Annotated in this window: 19 protein-coding genes; 14 read left to right on the forward strand and 5 right to left on the reverse strand. The window is 63.5% G+C overall.

The annotated features are described in order from the left end of the window. Positions 1–11: 11 nt before the first annotated feature. A complete protein-coding gene (locus N7650_RS26895; RefSeq protein WP_279900771.1) occupies positions 12–848 on the reverse strand; it encodes an alpha/beta hydrolase in 837 nt (278 codons plus the stop codon). A gap of 154 nt (positions 849–1,002) precedes the next feature. Here N7650_RS26895 and N7650_RS26900 point away from each other — a divergent pair, with 154 nt between their 5' ends. Then, positions 1,003–1,788, forward strand: coding sequence for a helix-turn-helix transcriptional regulator (locus N7650_RS26900; RefSeq protein WP_279900773.1), 786 nt, complete (start codon positions 1,003–1,005; stop codon positions 1,786–1,788). Positions 1,789–1,881: 93 nt separating this feature from the next. On the opposite strand, the gene N7650_RS26905 is transcribed toward N7650_RS26900, so the two are convergent. The 3 genes from N7650_RS26905 to rpmE form a co-directional block, all read right to left on the reverse strand. Next, positions 1,882–3,150 carry a malic enzyme-like NAD(P)-binding protein gene (locus tag N7650_RS26905; RefSeq protein WP_009396821.1) on the reverse strand — a complete coding sequence of 423 codons (1,269 nt, stop codon included), beginning with the start codon at positions 3,148–3,150 and terminating at the stop codon, positions 1,882–1,884. A gap of 170 nt (positions 3,151–3,320) precedes the next feature. Further along, positions 3,321–4,082: a thermonuclease family protein gene (locus N7650_RS26910; protein WP_279900787.1), complete on the reverse strand. Its 762-nt coding sequence runs from the start codon at positions 4,080–4,082 to the stop codon at positions 3,321–3,323. A 59-nt stretch (positions 4,083–4,141) separates the two neighbouring features. Further along, a complete protein-coding gene (gene rpmE, locus N7650_RS26915; RefSeq protein WP_009396819.1) occupies positions 4,142–4,357 on the reverse strand; it encodes a 50S ribosomal protein L31 in 216 nt (71 codons plus the stop codon). A gap of 170 nt (positions 4,358–4,527) precedes the next feature. On the opposite strand from rpmE, the gene N7650_RS26920 reads away from it, so the two are divergent. The 3 genes from N7650_RS26920 (at position 4,528) to N7650_RS26930 (ending at position 9,280) form a co-directional block, all read left to right on the forward strand. Next, a complete protein-coding gene (locus N7650_RS26920) occupies positions 4,528–6,747 on the forward strand; it encodes a primosomal protein N' (RefSeq protein WP_009396818.1) in 2,220 nt (739 codons plus the stop codon). Between the two features lie 105 nt (positions 6,748–6,852). Continuing rightward, positions 6,853–8,589 carry an arginine--tRNA ligase gene (gene argS / locus N7650_RS26925; protein ID WP_279900775.1) on the forward strand — a complete coding sequence of 579 codons (1,737 nt, stop codon included), beginning with the start codon at positions 6,853–6,855 and terminating at the stop codon, positions 8,587–8,589. A 1-nt stretch (position 8,590) separates the two neighbouring features. After that, entirely contained in the window at positions 8,591–9,280 is a 690-nt protein-coding gene (locus tag N7650_RS26930; RefSeq protein ID WP_279900777.1) for an SPOR domain-containing protein, read from the forward strand. Between the two features lie 48 nt (positions 9,281–9,328). On the opposite strand, the gene N7650_RS26935 is transcribed toward N7650_RS26930, so the two are convergent. Beyond that, complete coding sequence (locus N7650_RS26935; RefSeq protein WP_009396815.1) at positions 9,329–9,748, reverse strand: TM2 domain-containing protein; 420 nt, start codon at positions 9,746–9,748, stop codon at positions 9,329–9,331. 156 nt (positions 9,749–9,904) lie between these two features. Between N7650_RS26935 and N7650_RS26940 the strand changes: the two genes are divergently transcribed. From N7650_RS26940 to N7650_RS26985, 10 genes are all read left to right on the forward strand, one after another. Further along, the gene (locus N7650_RS26940) at positions 9,905–10,537 is read left to right on the forward strand and encodes a C40 family peptidase (RefSeq protein ID WP_009396813.1); all 633 of its coding nucleotides are present in this window, start codon (positions 9,905–9,907) and stop codon (positions 10,535–10,537) included. 197 nt (positions 10,538–10,734) lie between these two features. Further along, positions 10,735–11,421, forward strand: a complete 687-nt coding sequence (locus N7650_RS26945; RefSeq protein ID WP_279900780.1) for a YggS family pyridoxal phosphate-dependent enzyme — start codon at positions 10,735–10,737, stop codon at positions 11,419–11,421. Positions 11,422–11,459: 38 nt separating this feature from the next. Beyond that, entirely contained in the window at positions 11,460–12,278 is an 819-nt protein-coding gene (proC, locus tag N7650_RS26950) for a pyrroline-5-carboxylate reductase (protein WP_279900782.1), read from the forward strand. Positions 12,279–12,288: 10 nt separating this feature from the next. Continuing rightward, positions 12,289–12,879: a YggT family protein gene (locus N7650_RS26955; protein ID WP_009396807.1), complete on the forward strand. Its 591-nt coding sequence runs from the start codon at positions 12,289–12,291 to the stop codon at positions 12,877–12,879. Positions 12,880–13,151: 272 nt separating this feature from the next. Further along, positions 13,152–14,291 carry a homoserine O-acetyltransferase gene (locus N7650_RS26960; protein WP_009396805.1) on the forward strand — a complete coding sequence of 380 codons (1,140 nt, stop codon included), beginning with the start codon at positions 13,152–13,154 and terminating at the stop codon, positions 14,289–14,291. A gap of 7 nt (positions 14,292–14,298) precedes the next feature. Beyond that, positions 14,299–14,919 carry a methionine biosynthesis protein MetW gene (metW, locus tag N7650_RS26965; protein WP_009396803.1) on the forward strand — a complete coding sequence of 207 codons (621 nt, stop codon included), beginning with the start codon at positions 14,299–14,301 and terminating at the stop codon, positions 14,917–14,919. A 27-nt stretch (positions 14,920–14,946) separates the two neighbouring features. Next, complete coding sequence (locus N7650_RS26970; protein ID WP_279900784.1) at positions 14,947–15,381, forward strand: DUF4426 domain-containing protein; 435 nt, start codon at positions 14,947–14,949, stop codon at positions 15,379–15,381. Then, a complete protein-coding gene (gene rdgB, locus N7650_RS26975; protein ID WP_009396799.1) occupies positions 15,378–15,974 on the forward strand; it encodes an RdgB/HAM1 family non-canonical purine NTP pyrophosphatase in 597 nt (198 codons plus the stop codon). Before N7650_RS26970 ends, rdgB begins: the two co-directional genes overlap by 4 nt. Next, a complete protein-coding gene (hemW, locus tag N7650_RS26980) occupies positions 15,971–17,185 on the forward strand; it encodes a radical SAM family heme chaperone HemW (protein ID WP_279900786.1) in 1,215 nt (404 codons plus the stop codon). Before rdgB ends, hemW begins: the two co-directional genes overlap by 4 nt. Before the next feature lie 9 nt (positions 17,186–17,194). Next, positions 17,195–17,521 carry a DUF3392 family protein gene (locus N7650_RS26985; protein WP_009396795.1) on the forward strand — a complete coding sequence of 109 codons (327 nt, stop codon included), beginning with the start codon at positions 17,195–17,197 and terminating at the stop codon, positions 17,519–17,521. Positions 17,522–17,525 lie beyond the last annotated feature (4 nt).

Genomic DNA, 17,525 nt, shown 5'->3' on the forward strand with positions numbered 1-17,525 from the left:
GATTTTTATGACTAAAAATCAATGGGTTGGGATTTGTTTGATGAGAGCTGGCCTGCCAGCGATTGGCCCGACCAGACACCATCATTGTCCGTGGCTGTTTCGACAAGGAAGGATTCGATGGCCCTGGCAAGTGCGAGCGGCGTCTCGTTCATCGGATAGTGGCCGGCATTCTCCAGGATCTCGACAGTGGCATGGGGATAGCGTCGAAGGTAGGTTTTGGCCATCAACCCGGCATTGAATGTCGGATCGTGTTTCCCCACGAGCACCTTTAGCGGATGCCGTCCGACAATCTCGTCGCTGAAATCGGTATCGGCCCATGCACGGAAGTACGCAGCGAATGCTTCCTGAGAGGAGTGCGTCGCCGAATACGCCGCTTTCCATTCGACCCAGGACCGGGGCAACCGTCCGCCGGTGCTGTAGTTGATGATGGTTCTTCGATTTTCCACGCGTTCGGCAGCCTCTTCGAGCAGGCGACGCGTCTCGGCATCGTAGGCAATGCCGCCGCAAGGAACCGGCGCAACGGCAACGAGTGCCCGTACTTGATCGGGTGCGAGCGTTGCAATCCGCTCGATCGCCATGCCCCCCATCGAATGACCGATCAGGCTGAACGCGTGGAATCCGAGCGCATCGGCAAGCGTCAACGCATCGGACGCGATCTCGTCGATCGTGTACGCGCCGCTCGCCTCCTGCATGCTTCCGTAGCCGCGATAATCCATGAAAACGTAACTGAACGCGTGGCTATTCAGCCACGGCTCGATCGGCTCGAACGAGTGCGCGTCGCCGAACCAGCCGTGAAGAACGAGGACTGGGTGGGGACCGTTCCCCACGCGATGAAATGTATTAGGCACACTGACTCCGGTGCGAATGGGATGTGGTCTTCATCCGCCGCGACGCGAACGTTCGGTAGGTGTTGTTGCGCCGACGCGACAGATGCGGTAGATCGTAAGCTGACCGCCACAGGCCCGCCTTCGGCAACGGGCCATTCACTATAGAATTCGGGCCATGCGAAATACCTTGCTCGATCCCTTCGAAGACATCCCGCGCAGTGTGGTCGTGACGGCGAACGATTACGCCGCCGGTTCATCATTTCCAGTCCACGCGCATCGACGCGGTCAGTTCGCGTTCGCCTCTCGCGGTACGATCAGCGTGGCTACTCCAGAAGGCCGATGGCTGGTTCCGCCTCAGCGGGCTTGCTGGGTACCGGCCGGTATTTCCCACGAAATGACCATGAGCGGGCCAGTCACCATGCTCAACGCTTTCGTGTCACTGGAAGAAGCGAGGGCCGAGCAACTGCCGGACCATTGCTGCGTCTACGGTGTATCGGGACTTCTCCGGCAATTGCTCGAGGAGGCCATTGATTTGCCGGCGATGTATGACGTTGATGGGCGCGCCGGCAAGCTAATGAATCTGCTCGTCGCGGAGATAGCCTCGATGCCGTGCCTTTCACTTCATGCACCGCTGCCGAGGGACACGCGTCTCGCCCACGCATGCCGGCGCCTGTTCGAGGCGCCGTCGATTACAGTCGGGCTCGACATGATGGCCGACGAAGTCGGAATGAGCAGACGAACCTTTACCCGACTGTTCCGTGCACAGACCGGCGTGAGCTTTGCCGAGTGGCGCCAGCAGGTCTGCCTGCTCGCAGCCATCGAGCGCTTGAGTGGAGGGCAACCTGTGACCCGCGTCGCATTGGACCTGGGCTACGCAAGTCCTAGCGCATTCTCATCCGCGTTTCGTCGCGTACTCGGGGAAACGCCGAGCCAGTATCTGGAGGTACGCCGGGCGGCATGAGGCTGCAGCCACTTGTTTCCGGCAGATCGGACAGCAGCCATAAAAAAGCCCCGGCTCTCGCGAGCCGGGGCTTTTTCGTGTTACTTCAGCGGATCAACCGTTGAACACTTCATCCACGCTGTTCAGCGGGTAGTGCTTCGGATACGGCAGGGTCGCTACGCCGGATTCGATGGCAGCCTTGGCCACGGCATCGGAAACGACGTTGAGCAGGCGTGGGTCCAGTGGCTTCGGAATGATGTAGCCACGACCGAATTCCAGTGCCTGGACGTTGTACGCGTCGCAGACTTCCTTCGGCACCGGCAGCTTGGCCAGGTCTTTCAGGGCGTTGGCGGCGGCGATCTTCATTTCTTCGTTGATGCGCTTGGCGCGAACGTCCAGGGCACCGCGGAAGATGAACGGGAAGCCCAGTACGTTGTTGACCTGGTTCGGGTAGTCGGAACGACCGGTGGCCATGATCACGTCGCTACGGGTAGCGTGGGCCAGTTCCGGGGAGATTTCCGGATCCGGGTTGGAGCAGGCGAAGACGATCGGGTTGGCCGCCATCGACTTCAGGCCTTCCGCGCTCAGCAGGTTCGGACCGGACAGGCCGACGAACACGTCTGCACCATCCAGGGCATCGGCCAGGGTGCGCTTGTCGGTAGCGTGGGCGAACACCGCCTTGTACTGGTTCAGGTCGTCACGGCCAGCGTGGATCACGCCGGAACGGTCGATCATGAAGATGTTCTCGACCTTGGCACCCATGCTGACCAGCAGCTTCATGCAGGAGATGGCGGCAGCACCGGCACCCAGGCAGACGATCTTGGCTTCGCCGAGGGTCTTGCCGGCGATTTCCAGGGCGTTGATCATGCCGGCAGCGGTAACGATCGCAGTGCCGTGCTGGTCATCGTGGAAGACCGGGATGTCGCACTGTTCGATCAGGGCGCGCTCGATCTCGAAGCACTCGGGTGCCTTGATGTCTTCCAGGTTGATGCCACCGAAGGTGATGGAGATGCGCTTGACGGTGTCGATGAAGGCTTGCGGGCTTTCGGAGTCGACTTCGATGTCGAATACGTCGATACCGGCGAAACGCTTGAACAGAACACCCTTGCCTTCCATGACCGGCTTGGACGCCAGCGGGCCGAGGTTACCCAGGCCGAGAATGGCGGTACCGTCGGAGATCACCGCGACCAGGTTGCCCTTGCCGGTGTATTGGTATGCCAGCTCAGGATCGCGACCGATTTCACGCACCGGCTCGGCGACGCCCGGGCTGTAGGCCAGCGCCAGGTCGCGTGCGGTTGCGGTCGGTTTGGTGAGCTCGACGCTCAGTTTCCCCGGACGAGGCTGAGCATGATATTCGAGAGCGGCAGTTTTCAGGTCTGACATGGTGGGCATTCCGCTTGTTTACTGTTCTGACGGACCGCCGAGGATACGCAAAGAGCAATGGGCCGACAAGACTGCCCGGTCACTTGTGTCAAGGCCTTTAACCTACGACTTTCAGCCAAGACCCGCGTAATTCAAGGCTTTCACTGTGTACAATCGAAGGTAAAAAATGTTCACAATTTTTTGCTTCCGATCCATTCCAGCATGCTCGCGTCAGTGAGCGGCAGCAACCAGCGTTTTTCGCCACGTTTCAGTCGAGCGCTGCGGGAACGATCCAGCACCCAGCCGCGCACCTCCAGATGGCGGCCTTTCAGACCGGAGGTAAAGGAAGAGGGGAAGCTGTGCAACAAGCGTGCTGGCACCTGCACCACCAGTGAATCGTCCATTTCGATGCGAATACTCTGGCGAGTGCGCCGAACATCGCTGACTTTCCCGCCAACCAGGGCAAAACCCGAACGGCGCAAGGCCCTCGCCTTCTGCACCGGGGCATCCCGCCAGATACCCCGCCCGGCCTTGCGCGCCGCCTTCTCAGCCTGACGCTGGCACGCCACCTGGCTAACGTTGGGCGCCACGGCCACGCGAAATCCGAGCCCCTCGCTCAACAGGCGGGCCGCGAGATTGTCACCAGAGCGACCGTACACCTGGGCCAGAGTGCGCCCGTATTTGTCGCGAGGCTCCCGGCCCGGACGCAGCCCGACGACCCCGCCACTTTCCCGGACCAGCGCCGCCAGACGCCGACGGGCGGCTTCGGCCAGGGGCTCGCCGGGCGTGCCCCGCCGCGCGAGCTCCGGAGCGTTGATGCCGATCAGGCGCACGCTGCGCCCATCGACCAGGCGCAGCGTGTCGCCATCCACCACGTTGCGCACACCGACCATGGCCAGCCTGTCCGGTGTCGGACAGAGCGCCAGGGCTGGCATCTGCCAGATCACGGCCATAAAAAAAGCGCCCACAAGGGGCGCTTTCTTCAGCAACGCGGGTAACCCCACGCGCAAACTTACTTCTTGGTGCCGAACATGCCGAAACGGTCGGCGAACTTCTGTACGCGGCCGCCGGTGTCCAGGACTTTCTGCTTACCGGTGTAGAACGGGTGGCACTCGGAGCAAACGTCGATCGCCATTGGCTTGGCCAGGGTCGAACGGGTTTCGAACTTGTTGCCGCAGGAGCAGGTCACAGCGACGACTTCGTAATTCGGGTGAACTTCTGGTTTCATGGTGAAACTCCTCGACTGCGTGCCGCCACCCAACACCATTGTTGAATACCGCACGTAATTAGGCGGCGAATAATACCAGAGGCTGTCCTCAACGCAAGATGTCGCTCGCACCGACCGTCGTCTGCTAGGCTCGCCGGCACCTGGTACCAGCCCTACAGAGAACAACGCGCGTGTCCGACGTCATCCTTCGCCTTGCCCTGCCTTCGCCTTTGCGCAGGCTGTTCGACTACAGGGCCACGGCAAACATGGCCCGCCAGGCGCTGACGCCCGGCATGCGCGTGCGTGTCCCCTTCGGGCGCCGCGAGATGATCGGCATCCTCGTGGAAGTGGCCGAACACAGCGAAGTGCCCGCCGACAAGCTGAAACCGGCGATTGCCCTGCTCGACCCGGTCTCGCCCTTGCCGCCGGCGCTGTTCAAGCTGTGCCTGTGGACCGCCCAGTATTACCAGCACAGCCTCGGCGATACCCTGAGCTGGGCGCTGCCGGTGCTGCTGCGCCAGGGCGAACCCGCCGAGGCGCGACAGGAACGCTTCTGGCAGGTCGCGTCGAATGCGCGCCTGGACGATCCGCGCATCGCCCGTGCGCCACGCCAGCGCGAAGCCCTGAATACCCTGGCGCAACATCCCCACGGTGTTGCCCATGGCTTGCTCGGCAAACTCGGGCTGAGCAAGGACAGCCTCGACCTGCTGCTGGCCAAGGAGCTGGTCCAGGTGGAAGTCCGCCGCCACGCCCCGCAGGCCCGCCATGAACACTGGCTGGCCCAGCCGGAACTGCCCCTGAACGATGAGCAGCGCGCCGCCTTCCATGCCGTGCGCGCCGGGTTCGGCGCCTTCCACGCCTTTCTCCTGGCCGGCGTGACCGGCAGCGGCAAGACCGAGGTCTACCTGCAACTGATCCGCGAAACCCTCGAAGCCGGCAAGCAGGCACTGGTGCTGATCCCGGAGATCAACCTCGGCCCGCAGACCCTGGCGCGCTTCGAGCAGCGCTTCAATGCACGCATCGCCCTGCTGCATTCGGCGGTCAACGACCGCGAACGCCTGGATGCCTGGCTCGCTGCCCGCGACGGCGAGGCCGACATCATCATCGGTACCCGCTCGGCGCTGTTTACGCCGATGAAGAACCCGGGTCTGATCATCATCGACGAGGAGCACGACGGCTCCTATAAACAGCAGGAAGGCCTGCGCTACCACGCCCGCGACCTGGCCCTGGTGCGGGCGCGGCAGGAGAACATTCCGATCCTGCTGGGCTCGGCGACGCCGTCTCTGGAAAGCCTGCACAACGCCCATTCCGGCCGCTACGGCCTGCTGCGCCTGAACCATCGGGCCGGCGGCGCCCAGGCACCACGATTCCTGCGTCTGGATGTAAAAAGCCGGCCGCTGGACAGCGGCATCAGCGGCCCGATGCAGCAGGCCATCGGCCAGACGCTCGCCGCAGGCCAGCAGGTGCTGGTGTTCCTCAACCGCCGCGGTTTCGCCCCGACCCTGCTGTGCCACGATTGCGGCTGGCTATCCGAGTGCCCGCGCTGCGATGCACGCATGACCGTGCACCAGCGCTCCGGCGAGTTGCGCTGTCATCACTGCGGCTATGACGAGCGCGTGCCGCGCCAGTGCCCGCAATGCAGCCATGTCGACCTGCGTCCGGTGGGTGCCGGTACCGAACGGGCCGAGGAACGCCTGGGCATCCTGTTCCCGGATTACCCGGTGTTGCGGGTGGACCGCGACAGCACCGCGCGCAAGGACGCGATGAACCAGCTGTTCGCCACCATCCAGCGCGGCCAGCCGTGCATCCTGGTCGGCACGCAGATGCTCGCCAAGGGCCATCACTTCCCGCGGGTGACCCTGGTGGCCATCCTCGATGCCGATGGCGGCCTGTTTTCCGGCGACTTCCGCGCCAGCGAGCGCATGGCGCAACTGATCGTCCAGGTCGCCGGGCGCGCCGGACGCGCCGAGGAACCGGGCAAGGTGATCATCCAGACCCACCTGGCCGACCATCCTTTATTGGTGCAACTCACCGAGCAGGGTTATTTCGCCTTCGCCGAACAGGCCCTGAGCGAGCGCCGCGCCGCAGGCCTGCCGCCGTTCGCCCACCTGGCCCTGCTGCGTGCCGAAGCACACAAGCCAGGCCAGGCTGAAGGTTTTCTCGACGAAGCCTGCTCCGCCGCCGAACGTTTGCTCGCTGAACAGGGTCTGCATGGCATCGAATTGCTTGGTCCGGTGCCTGCGCCGATGGAGCGCCGTGCGGGCCGCTACCGTGCCCAACTGCTGTTGCAGGCCAATGCACGAGCGCCGCTGCACCGGCTGATCGCCGCCTGGCTGCTAGTGTTGGAGGGGCTGCCGAGCGGTCGCCAGGTGCGCTGGTCCATCGACGTGGACCCCGTGGACCTGTACTGAGCCCGGCCCCAAAAGGTTGGCAACCCGCGCCCGGCAACGGATAATGCCCAGTTTTTCCACCTGCGCCCCGAAGCGCCACCGCGCTTGCGGTCGAAAGAGAATCCCATGAAAGACACCATTCGCCAGCTCATCCAGCAAGCCCTGACCCGACTCACCGCCGACGGTGTGCTGCCTGAAGGGCTGTCGCCGGCGATCCAGGTGGAAAACGCCCGGGACAAGACCCACGGTGATTTCGCCAGCAACATCGCCATGATGCTGGCCAAGCCGGCCGGCCTGAAACCGCGCGACCTGGCCGAGAAGATCATCGCCGCGCTGCCGGCCGATGCACAGGTGAGCAAGGTCGAGATCGCCGGCCCCGGCTTCCTCAACTTCTTCCAGAACACCCAGGCCCTGGCCTCGCGCCTGGATGCCGCCCTGGCCGATGCCAAACTCGGCGTGCACAAGGCCGGCGCCAGGCAGAAGGTGGTGGTCGATCTGTCCGCGCCGAACCTGGCCAAGGAAATGCACGTTGGGCACCTGCGTTCCACCATCATCGGCGACGCCGTGGCCCGGGTCCTGGAATTCCTCGGCGACGAGGTGATCCGGCAGAACCACGTCGGCGACTGGGGCACCCAGTTCGGCATGCTGATGGCCTACCTGGAAGAAAACCCGATCACCAGCGACGAGCTGTCGGACCTCGAGAACTTCTATCGCGCGGCGAAGAAGCGTTTCGACGAATCCCCCGAGTTCGCCGACCGTGCCCGCGCCCTGGTGGTCAAGCTGCAGGCCGGCGATGCCGAGTGCCTGAAGCTGTGGACCCGCTTCAAGGACATTTCCCTGTCCCACTGCCAGAAAACCTACGGGCTGCTCAACGTCAAGCTGACCATGGCCGACGTCATGGGCGAGAGTGCCTACAACGACGACCTGCCCAACGTGGTCAACGACCTCAAGGCCAAGGGCCTGCTGGTCGAGAGCAACGGCGCCCAGTGCGTGTTCCTCGAAGAATTCAAGACCGCCGACGGCGAACCGCTGCCGGTGATCGTGCAGAAGGCCGATGGCGGCTATCTCTACGCCACCACCGACCTGGCCGCCCTGCGCTACCGCAGCAACGTGCTGCATGCCGACCGCGCCCTGTACTTCGTCGACCAGCGCCAGGCCCTGCACTTCCAGCAGGTGTTCGAGGTCGCACGCCGCGCCGGCTTCATCACTCACCCGATGCAGACCGAGCACATGGGTTTCGGCACCATGAACGGCGCCGACGGCCGCCCGTTCAAGACCCGTGACGGCGGCACCGTGAAGCTGATCGACCTGCTGACCGAGGCCAAGGAGCGCGCCTACACCCTGGTCAAGGAAAAGAACCCGGAGCTGCCGGAAGACGAGCTGCGCGCCATCGCCAAGGTGGTCGGTATCGACGCGGTGAAATACGCCGACCTGTCCAAGCATCGCACCAGCGACTACAGCTTCAACTTCGACCTGATGCTGAACTTCGAAGGCAACACCGCGCCCTACCTGCTGTACGCCTATACCCGCGTCGCCGGCGTGTTCCGCAAGCTGGGCAAGGACTTCAGCGAAGTCGATGGCCAGATCGTGCTGCAGGCCCAGCAGGAACAGGACCTCGCCGCGCGCCTGGCGCAATTCGCCGAGATCCTCAACAACGTCGCGGAGAAAGGCACCCCGCACGTCCTGTGCAGCTACCTGTACGATGTCGCCGGCCTGTTCTCCAGCTTCTACGAGAACTGCCCGATCCTCGCAGCGGAAACTCCGCAACAGCAGCAAAGCCGCCTGCGCCTGGCCGCCCTGACCGGCCGCACCCTGAAACAGGGCCTGGAGCTGCTGGGCCTGGAAACCCTGGAGCGCATGTAAGTTGGCTGCCAAGAAAAAACCTGCTCCCAAGCGCGGCGCCAGCCGCAACCAGCCGGCAGCGAAGAAGCCGATTCCGGGCTGGATGTGGCTGGCGGCCGGCCTGACCATCGGCGCGTTCATCGTCTTCCTGATGAAGCTGGAGCCGGGCCGCGATGAGGTGAAGCGGGAGAAGCCCGAGCAGCAGAAAGCCGAGAAGATCGCCGAGGCCAACAAGACCCCGCCAAGCCCGCAGGCGCCGGTCAAGCCGAAGTACGACTTCTACACCTTGCTGCCGGAGTCGGAAGTCATAGTGCCGCCGGAAGCGGTGCCGGAGAAAACCCCGCCGGTCCCGGCGCAACCACCGGTAACCCCGGCCGAAGCCGCGAAGATCGACACGGCACGGGCGCAGGCCGCGCTCAATGGCGAAACGCCGCCGCCAGCGCCACCGGTGATCAAGCCCGCAGCCACCACGCAGTTCTATCTGCAGGCTGGCTCGTTCCGCAAACAGGCGGACGCGGACAAGGTTCGGGCACAGATCATCCTGCTCGGGCAATCAGTGCAGGTAGAGTCCGGCACGGTGAAGGAAGAGACCTGGTACCGCGTGCTGGTCGGCCCGTTCAGCAACCGCGAACAGCTGACCGTAGCGCAGAAGCAGCTGGCCGGCAGCGGCTTCACCAACCTGCTGTTGCAGCAGCGCCAGACCCGTCAGTAATCCCCGCCGCACACAAAAAGGCCCTGATGCGAATCAGGGCCTTTTTGCTTAGTAGCGCTCTTGCGCGTTCTTCATCGAAATCTGGGTATTCAGCGTCCAGAAGTCGTAAAGCACACCGATCAGGAACAGCCCGCCGGTGAACAGGTAGATCAGCCCGGTGATCCACTTGCCCATGAACATGCGGTGCACACCGAAGACCCCGAGGAAGGTCAGCAGCAGCCAGGTGACGCTGTAGTTGACCGGCCCGGCATGGAAACGCAGGTCGGCTTCGCGGTCCATGGCCGGGATCAGGAACAGGTCGATGATCCAGCCGATGCCCAGCAGCCCCAGGGTGAAGAACCAGATGGTGCCCGTCACCGGCTTGCCGTAGTAGAAGCGATGCGCCCCCAGAAAACCGAAGATCCACAGCAGGTATCCGATGACCTTGCTGTGCGTATCCGGGCGTCCTGCGTTTTGATAACCGTTCATTCATAGCCTCGAGGGGTTAGGAAAAAAATATCTAAAAATGATGTGACTTTTTTGGAACTTACCGACGTATGACAGTTCCGAGACGACCAGCGGACCAGAAACTGACAAAAAAGCTGTTATAAAGTTGCGCGCCAACACCTACAAGAGCCTTGCCTAATGCGTTCTTTTTTCAAGACATGGCTGACCATTTGCCTATTGATGCCACTGGCCGCCCACGCCACCAACCGTGAGCAACGTCTTCCCAACGGATATGTCGGCTATACCGCCAACGCCACCGCGGTTCGCTCGAACAAGAGTAGCTCCGGCAAATCCCATCTTTCTCGCCGGGCGACCCACGCCGCGGCCAGGCAGGTCGTCGCACAGATGCCCGCCAGCCAGAGCAGCGACGTGCTCAGCCGCGCCGTCAACCAGCTGGGCACGCCCTATCGCTGGGGCGGCAGCACACCGGGCAAGGGTTTCGATTGCAGCGGACTGGTCAAGTACGCCTTCAACGACATCGATGAAGTAGACCTGCCGCGCACTTCCAATGCCATGGCCAACGGCGATCATGGCGTGAAGGTCGAGCGCAAGGACCTCAAGCCTGGGGACCTGCTGTTCTTCAACATTCGCAGCCGCCGCGTCAATCACGTGGCCATCTACCTGGGCAACGACCGCTTCATCCATGCCCCTCGTACCGGCAAGAACGTGACCATCGATACGTTGAACAAGCCGTACTGGCAAAAGCACTACGTGGTCGCCAAGCGCGTGTTGCCGCAACAGCAACAAGAGCTTCGCCTGGCCAAGCGCTGATCCCGCATTTTTATTGATGCTGATGGCCTCATCGCTGGCAAGCCAGCTCCCACAGGGACCGCGTGCACCGCTAAACCTGTGGGAGCTGGCTTGCCAGCGATGAGGCCACCAGCAGCACCCCGCCACCCGGCCTAGTGCCATAAAGCCCCGACAAGCGGGTAGAATGCCCCGGACCCAAAGCTGCCGGCATCGATCCCATGTCCACCCTAGCAGACAACCTTTCCACCCTCGCCGCCCGCATCCAGGCCGCCGCCACGGCAGCCGGTCGCGATCCGGCGGACATCCAGTTGCTGGCCGTGAGCAAGACCAAGCCCGCCAGCGCCGTGCGCGAAGCCTTCGCCGCCGGGGCACGCGACATCGGCGAGAACTATCTCCAGGAAGCCTTGGGCAAACAGGCGGAATTGGCCGACCTGCCCTTGACCTGGCACTTCATCGGCCCCATTCAGTCGAACAAGACTCGCGCCATCGCCGAGCATTTCGATTGGGTACATTCGGTGGACCGACTGAAAATCGCACAACGCCTTTCCGAACAGCGCCCCGACCACCTGGCGCCGCTGAACCTGTGCCTGCAGGTCAACGTCAGCGGCGAGGCCAGCAAATCCGGCTGCACGCCAGAGGAACTGCCGGCCCTGGCCCAGGCCGTCGCCGCGCTGCCCAGGCTGCGCCTGCGCGGCCTGATGGCGATTCCCGAACCCACCGACGACCGCGCCGCCCAGGATGCCGCCTTCGCCCGCGTGCGCGAACTGCAGGACAGCCTGGGCCTGGGCCTCGACACCCTGTCCATGGGCATGAGCCATGACCTGGAGAGCGCCATCGCCCAGGGCGCGACCTGGGTCCGCATCGGCACCGCGCTGTTCGGTGCCCGCGATTACGGCCAGGCCTGATCCATGCTTTTTTCCTTTTCTTCTCGCAAGGACCTGACATGAGCAAGACTCGTATTGCCTTTATCGGCGCCGGCAACATGGCCGCCAGCCTGATCGGCGGCCTGCGCGCCCAGGGCATGGAAGCGGCGCAGATCCGCGCCAGCGACCCGGGCGCCGAACAGCGGGCGAAGATCCACGCCGAGCACGGCATCGACCTGTTCGAAAGCAACGCCGACGCCATCGAAGGTGCCGACGTGGTAGTGCTGTCGGTCAAGCCACAGGCGATGAAAGCCGTCTGCGAAGCGCTCAAACCGAGCCTGAAGCCCGAACAGCTGGTGGTTTCCATCGCGGCCGGCATCACCTGTGCCAGCATGAAGAAATGGCTCGGTGCCCAGCCCATCGTGCGCTGCATGCCCAATACGCCGGCCCTGCTGCGCCAAGGCGTCAGCGGCCTATACGCCACCGACGAAGTCAGCGCCGAGCAGCGCCAGCAGGCCGAGCAACTGCTGTCGGCCGTAGGCATCGCCCTGTGGCTGGACAGCGAGGCCCAGCTGGATGCGGTCACCGCCGTCTCCGGCAGCGGCCCGGCCTACTTCTTCCTGCTGATCGAGGCAATGACCGCTGCCGGCGAGAAGCTTGGCCTGTCCCGCGAGACCGCCTCGAAACTGACCCTGCAAACCGCCCTCGGCGCCGCCCACATGGCCGTGTCCAGCGATGTCGACGCTGCCGAACTGCGCCGCTGGGTAACCTCGCCAAACGGCACCACCGAAGCGGCGATCAAATCCTTCCAGGCCAACGGTTTCGAGGCCCTGGTAGAACAAGCACTGGGCGCCGCCGCGCACCGCTCGGCCGAAATGGCCGAACAACTGGGCAACTAAGGAGCCTTACATGATCGGATTGAGTTCCGCCGCCGTCTTCATCCTGCAGACCCTGGGCAGCCTGTACCTGCTGGTGATCATGCTGCGCTTCATCCTGCAACTGGTCCGCGCCGACTTCTACAACCCGCTGAGCCAGTTCGCCGTGCGCGCGACCCAGCCGCTGCTCAAGCCGATGCGCCGGATCATCCCCAGCGTGTTCGGCCTGGACATGTCCTCGCTGGTGCTGGCGATCATCGTGCAGATGCTGCTGATGGGCGTGATCCTGGTGCTGCTCTACGGCACCGCCGGCAATCCGCTGAGCCTGCTGATCTGGGCGCTGATCGGGGTCACAGCGCTGTTCCTCAACATCTTCTTCTACGCACTGATCATCAGCGTGATCCTCTCCTGGGTCGCCCCGGGCAGCCATAATCCGGGCGCCGAGCTGATCAACCAGATCTGCGATCCGTTCCTGGCGCCGTTCCGCCGCATCCTGCCGAACCTCGGCGGCCTGGACATCTCGCCGATCCTCGCGTTCATGGTGCTGAAGCTGATCGACATGCTGGTGATCAACAACCTGGCGCTGATGACCGGGATGCCGGAAGTGCTGCGTCGCCTGATCTGATTTCACCGCTGTTGCTGATGGCCTCATCGCTGGCAAGCCAGCTCCCACAGGTCCGCGTCGAGCACAAATCTTGTGACTGACCCAAAACCCTGTGGGAGCCGGCTTGCCGGCGATGAGGCCATCAGTGACAAGACAATTTCTGCAGCACTGCACGCGGACCTGTGGGAGCTGGCTTGCCAGCGATGCGATCGCCGCGATTCACTTGGCACATTGCTTGCCGCTCCTCCCGGTGGTCTTTAGACTGACGCGTCATTCACGCGTGAGCAGGGTCGATGTCCACTGTCCTTCCCGAAGATTCCGTCGGTCTGGTTACACCGCAAATCGCCCGGTTCGATGAACCGCTGGCCCTCGCCTGTGGCCGCTCGCTGGCCGCCTACGAGCTGATCTACGAAACCTACGGCACGCTCAACAGCACTGCCAGCAATGCCGTGCTGATCTGCCATGCGCTGTCCGGCCATCACCATGCCGCCGGCTACCACAAGCCCGACGACCGCAAGCCGGGCTGGTGGGACAGCTGCATCGGCCCGGGCAAGCCGATCGATACCAACCGCTTCTTCGTGGTCAGCCTGAACAACCTCGGCGGCTGCAACGGCAGCACCGGCCCGAGCAGCCTCAATCCGGCCACCGGCAAGCCCTACGGCGCGGACTTCCCGGTCCTGACCGTGGAAGACTGGGTACACAGCCAGGCGCGCCTGGCCGATCGCCTGGGCATCCAGCAGTGGGCGGCGGTCGTCGGCGGCAGCCTCGGCGGCATGCAGGCCCTGCAATGGACCATCACCTATCCGGATCGTGTACGGCATTGCGTGGACATCGCCTCGGCACCCAAGCTGTCGGCGCAGAACATCGCCTTCAACGAAGTGGCCCGCCAGGCCATCCTGACCGACCCGGAGTTCCACGGCGGCTCGTTCCAGGACCAGGGCGTGATCCCCAAGCGCGGCCTGATGCTGGCGCGCATGGTGGGGCATATCACCTACCTGTCCGACGACTCCATGGGCGAGAAATTCGGCCGCGAACTCAAGAGCGACAAGCTCAACTACGACTTCCACAGCGTCGAGTTCCAGGTGGAAAGCTACCTGCGCTACCAGGGCGAGGAGTTCTCCGGGCGCTTCGACGCCAACACCTACCTGTTGATGACCAAGGCGCTGGACTACTTCGACCCCGCCGCCCGTCACGGCGGCGACCTGGCGGCGAGCCTGGCGCACGTGACCGCGGACTATTGCGTGATGTCCTTCACCACAGACTGGCGCTTCTCCCCGGCGCGCTCGCGGGAGATCGTCGATGCGCTGATCGCCGCGCGCAAGAACGTCTGCTACCTGGACATCGACTCGCCCTACGGCCACGACGCCTTCCTGATCCCGACGCCGCGCTACATCCAGGGCTTCACCAACTACATGAAACGCATCGTCTGCTGAGGACCCCATGAGAGCCGATTTGGAAATCATCCAGGACTGGATCCCCGCCGGCAGCCGCGTCCTCGACCTGGGTTGCGGTAATGGCGAGCTGTTGGCGTCGCTGCGCGACAACAAGCAGGTCACCGGCTACGGCCTGGAAATCGACGCCGACAACATCGCCGAGTGCGTGGCCAAGGGCGTCAACGTCATCGAGCAGGACCTCGACAAGGGCCTGGGCAACTTCGCCAGCAACAGCTTCGATGTGGTGGTCATGACCCAGGCCCTGCAAGCCGTGGAATATCCGGACCGGATCCTCGACGAAATGCTGCGGGTCGGCCGCCAGTGCATCATCACCTTCCCCAACTTCGGCCACTGGCGCTGCCGCTGGTACCTGGCGACCAAGGGTCGCATGCCGGTTTCGGACTTCATGCCGTATACCTGGTACAACACGCCGAACATCCACTTCTGCACCTTCGAGGACTTCGAGGCCCTGTGCAGCGAGCGCCGCGCCCAGGTACTGAACCGCCTGGCGGTGGACAATCGTCACCGCAACGGTTGGGGTGGCCGCCTGTGGCCTAATCTTCTAGGTGAGATCGGTATCTATCGTGTCAGCAGCCCCGGCCTGCAGGAGCACAAGGTCGCGGTATAACCGTCATCGAAATCGGAGGATAGGATCATGCGTCGTCTAGCCCTGTTGTTGATCAGCCTGTGCCTGGCCATGCCGGCACTGGCCGCCGATGCCGCGAAGCCGGAACGCAAGGAAGTCTTCGGCGACGTCACCGTGCATTACAGCGTGTTCAACTCGACCTTCGTGCAGCCCGCCACGGCCCAGGCCGCCGGGCTGGTCCGCAGCAAGAACCAGGGTGTGATCAACATTACCGTGCTCAAGGGCGGCAAGCCCGCAGTGGCCAATGTCAGCGGTACCGTCAGCGACCTGACCAGCCGCCAGAGCGCCCTGACCTTCAAGCAGGTTACCAACCAGGGCTCCATCTACTACCTGGCGCAGTTCCCGATCGAACAGGAAGAAAGCCGCACCTTCGCGATCAAGGTCGGCTCCGGTGACACCAGCAACGACTTCAGTTTCACTCAAACCGTATTCCCGGGCGAATGATGAATATCCAGCAACTCGTATTGGCCAGCCACAACGCCGGCAAACTCAAGGAACTGCAGGCCATGCTCGGTGACACCGTGCAACTGCGTTCCATCGGTGAATTCAGCAGCGTCGAGCCGGAAGAAACCGGCCTGTCGTTCGTCGAGAACGCCATCCTCAAGGCGCGCAACGCCGCGCGTATTTCCGGTCTGCCGGCGCTGGCCGACGACTCGGGCCTGGCCGTGGACTTCCTCGGCGGTGCGCCGGGCATCTACTCCGCGCGCTATGCCGACGGCAAGGGCGACGCGGCGAACAACGCCAAGCTGCTCGACGCCCTGAAGGATGTACCGGAAGCCGAGCGCGGCGCACAGTTCGTCTGCGTCCTGGCCCTGGTGCGGCATGCCGATGACCCGCTGCCGATCCTCTGCGAAGGCCTGTGGCACGGTCGCATTCTCACCGCTGCCAGCGGCGAGTACGGCTTTGGCTACGACCCGTTGTTCTGGGTGCCGGAAACCAACTGCTCCAGCGCCGACCTGGCCCCGGCCGACAAGAACCGCTTGAGTCACCGCGCCCGTGCAATGAGCCTGCTGCGTCAACGTCTGGGCCTGGCATGACCGAAAAATCGCCAGCCCAGCCACTGCACGCGGACGAGGCAGGTTTCACCACTCAGGCACCACGGGCGGCGCTGCCGCAGCTTCCGCCCCTGGCGCTGTACATCCATATCCCGTGGTGCGTGCGCAAATGCCCGTACTGCGACTTCAACTCCCACACCGCCAGCGCCAACCTGCCTGAAGAGGAATATGTCGACGCGCTGCTGGCCGACCTGGAGCAGGAGCTACCGGCGGTCCATGGCCGGCCGATCAGCAGCATCTTCTTCGGCGGCGGTACGCCGAGCCTGTTCAGCGCCAAGGCCCTGGGCCGGCTGCTGGCCGGGGTCGAGCAGCGCATTCCGTTTGCCAGCGATATCGAGATCACCCTGGAAGCCAACCCCGGGACCTTCGAGCAGGAGAAGTTCAAGGCCTACCGCCAGTTGGGCATCAATCGCCTGTCCATCGGTATCCAGAGCTTCCAGCAGAGCAAGCTTGAAGCCCTCGGACGCATCCACAATGGTGACGAAGCGATTCGCGCGGCGGATATGGCGCGCAATGCCGGCTTCGACAACTTCAACCTCGACCTGATGCACGGCCTGCCGGACCAGACCCTCGATGAAGCCCTGGCCGATCTGCAGCAGGCCATCGACCTGGGTCCGACGCACCTGTCGTGGTACCAGTTGACCCTGGAACCGAACACGGTGTTCTGGAACCAGCCGCCGGAGCTGCCGGAGGACGACATCCTCTGGGATATCCAGGAAGCCGGCCAGGCCCTGATGGCCAGCCACGGTTATCGCCAGTACGAAATCTCCGCCTATGCCCAGCCGGGCAAGGCAGCACGCCACAATCTGAACTACTGGAGCTTCGGCGACTTCATCGGTATCGGCGCCGGCGCCCACGGCAAGCTCAGCCACCCGGACGGGCGCATCCTGCGTACCTGGAAGACCCGCCTGCCCAAGGACTACCTCAACCCGGCCAAGGCCTTCAAGGCCGGGGAGAAGCTGTTGCCACTGGATGAACTGCCGTTCGAATTCCTGATGAATGCCCTGCGCCTGACCGACGGCGTGGAGGCGACACTCTTCAGCCAACGCACAGGGCTGCCGATGGACCAACTGAAGGAGGCTCGCCGCGAGGCCGAACAAAAGGGCCTTTTGCAAGTCGAACCGACGCGGCTGGTCGCCACGCCACGCGGCCAGTTGTTCCTCAATGACCTGTTGCAGTACTTCTTGACCTAAGGAAAGCGCATGGACCTGGTACTCGACCTGCTCTCGACCATCTCCCGCTGGAGCCGCAGCAATCTGTCGGAGATTTCCCTGGCTTTGGTGGGTTGTCTGCTGGTGCTATTCGGCACCGATATCAAAAGCTGGGTCGAAGGCCGCCTGGGCAACCTGGCCGGCGCCCTGCGCGTGCCGTTCATGGCGCTGCTGGTGCTGATCGGTAGCGGCGCTGCCTTGATCTACGCCACTCCGTGGGTGGTGCGGGGACTGAGCCAGTTCAACAACTATGCGCTGGCTCCGGTGTTGCTGGTGGTGCTGGTGTTGATCGGTGTAGTGGCCGATCGGCGGGGGTAATATT

The organism is Pseudomonas sp. GD04058, from assembly GCF_029836855.1.
In the GTDB taxonomy this organism is placed as follows: domain Bacteria; phylum Pseudomonadota; class Gammaproteobacteria; order Pseudomonadales; family Pseudomonadaceae; genus Aquipseudomonas; species Aquipseudomonas bharatica.

Excerpts from the sequence above, each read along its gene's own strand:
- N7650_RS26940 (WP_009396813.1), top strand. The coding sequence starts at position 9,905 with ATGCGTTCTTTTTTCAAGACATGGCTGACCATTTGCCTATTGATGCCA.
- N7650_RS26945 (WP_279900780.1), top strand. The coding sequence starts at position 10,735 with ATGTCCACCCTAGCAGACAACCTTTCCACCCTCGCCGCCCGCATCCAG.
- rpmE (WP_009396819.1), bottom strand. The coding sequence starts at position 4,357 with ATGAAACCAGAAGTTCACCCGAATTACGAAGTCGTCGCTGTGACCTGC.
- hemW (WP_279900786.1), top strand. The coding sequence starts at position 15,971 with ATGACCGAAAAATCGCCAGCCCAGCCACTGCACGCGGACGAGGCAGGT.
- N7650_RS26905 (WP_009396821.1), bottom strand. The coding sequence starts at position 3,150 with ATGTCAGACCTGAAAACTGCCGCTCTCGAATATCATGCTCAGCCTCGT.
- proC (WP_279900782.1), top strand. The coding sequence starts at position 11,460 with ATGAGCAAGACTCGTATTGCCTTTATCGGCGCCGGCAACATGGCCGCC.
- rdgB (WP_009396799.1), top strand. The coding sequence starts at position 15,378 with ATGATGAATATCCAGCAACTCGTATTGGCCAGCCACAACGCCGGCAAA.
- N7650_RS26985 (WP_009396795.1), top strand. The coding sequence starts at position 17,195 with ATGGACCTGGTACTCGACCTGCTCTCGACCATCTCCCGCTGGAGCCGC.
- N7650_RS26970 (WP_279900784.1), top strand. The coding sequence starts at position 14,947 with ATGCGTCGTCTAGCCCTGTTGTTGATCAGCCTGTGCCTGGCCATGCCG.
- N7650_RS26955 (WP_009396807.1), top strand. The coding sequence starts at position 12,289 with ATGATCGGATTGAGTTCCGCCGCCGTCTTCATCCTGCAGACCCTGGGC.
- N7650_RS26960 (WP_009396805.1), top strand. The coding sequence starts at position 13,152 with ATGTCCACTGTCCTTCCCGAAGATTCCGTCGGTCTGGTTACACCGCAA.
- metW (WP_009396803.1), top strand. The coding sequence starts at position 14,299 with ATGAGAGCCGATTTGGAAATCATCCAGGACTGGATCCCCGCCGGCAGC.
- N7650_RS26900 (WP_279900773.1), top strand. The coding sequence starts at position 1,003 with ATGCGAAATACCTTGCTCGATCCCTTCGAAGACATCCCGCGCAGTGTG.
- N7650_RS26935 (WP_009396815.1), bottom strand. The coding sequence starts at position 9,748 with ATGAACGGTTATCAAAACGCAGGACGCCCGGATACGCACAGCAAGGTC.
- N7650_RS26910 (WP_279900787.1), bottom strand. The coding sequence starts at position 4,082 with ATGGCCGTGATCTGGCAGATGCCAGCCCTGGCGCTCTGTCCGACACCG.
- argS (WP_279900775.1), top strand. The coding sequence starts at position 6,853 with ATGAAAGACACCATTCGCCAGCTCATCCAGCAAGCCCTGACCCGACTC.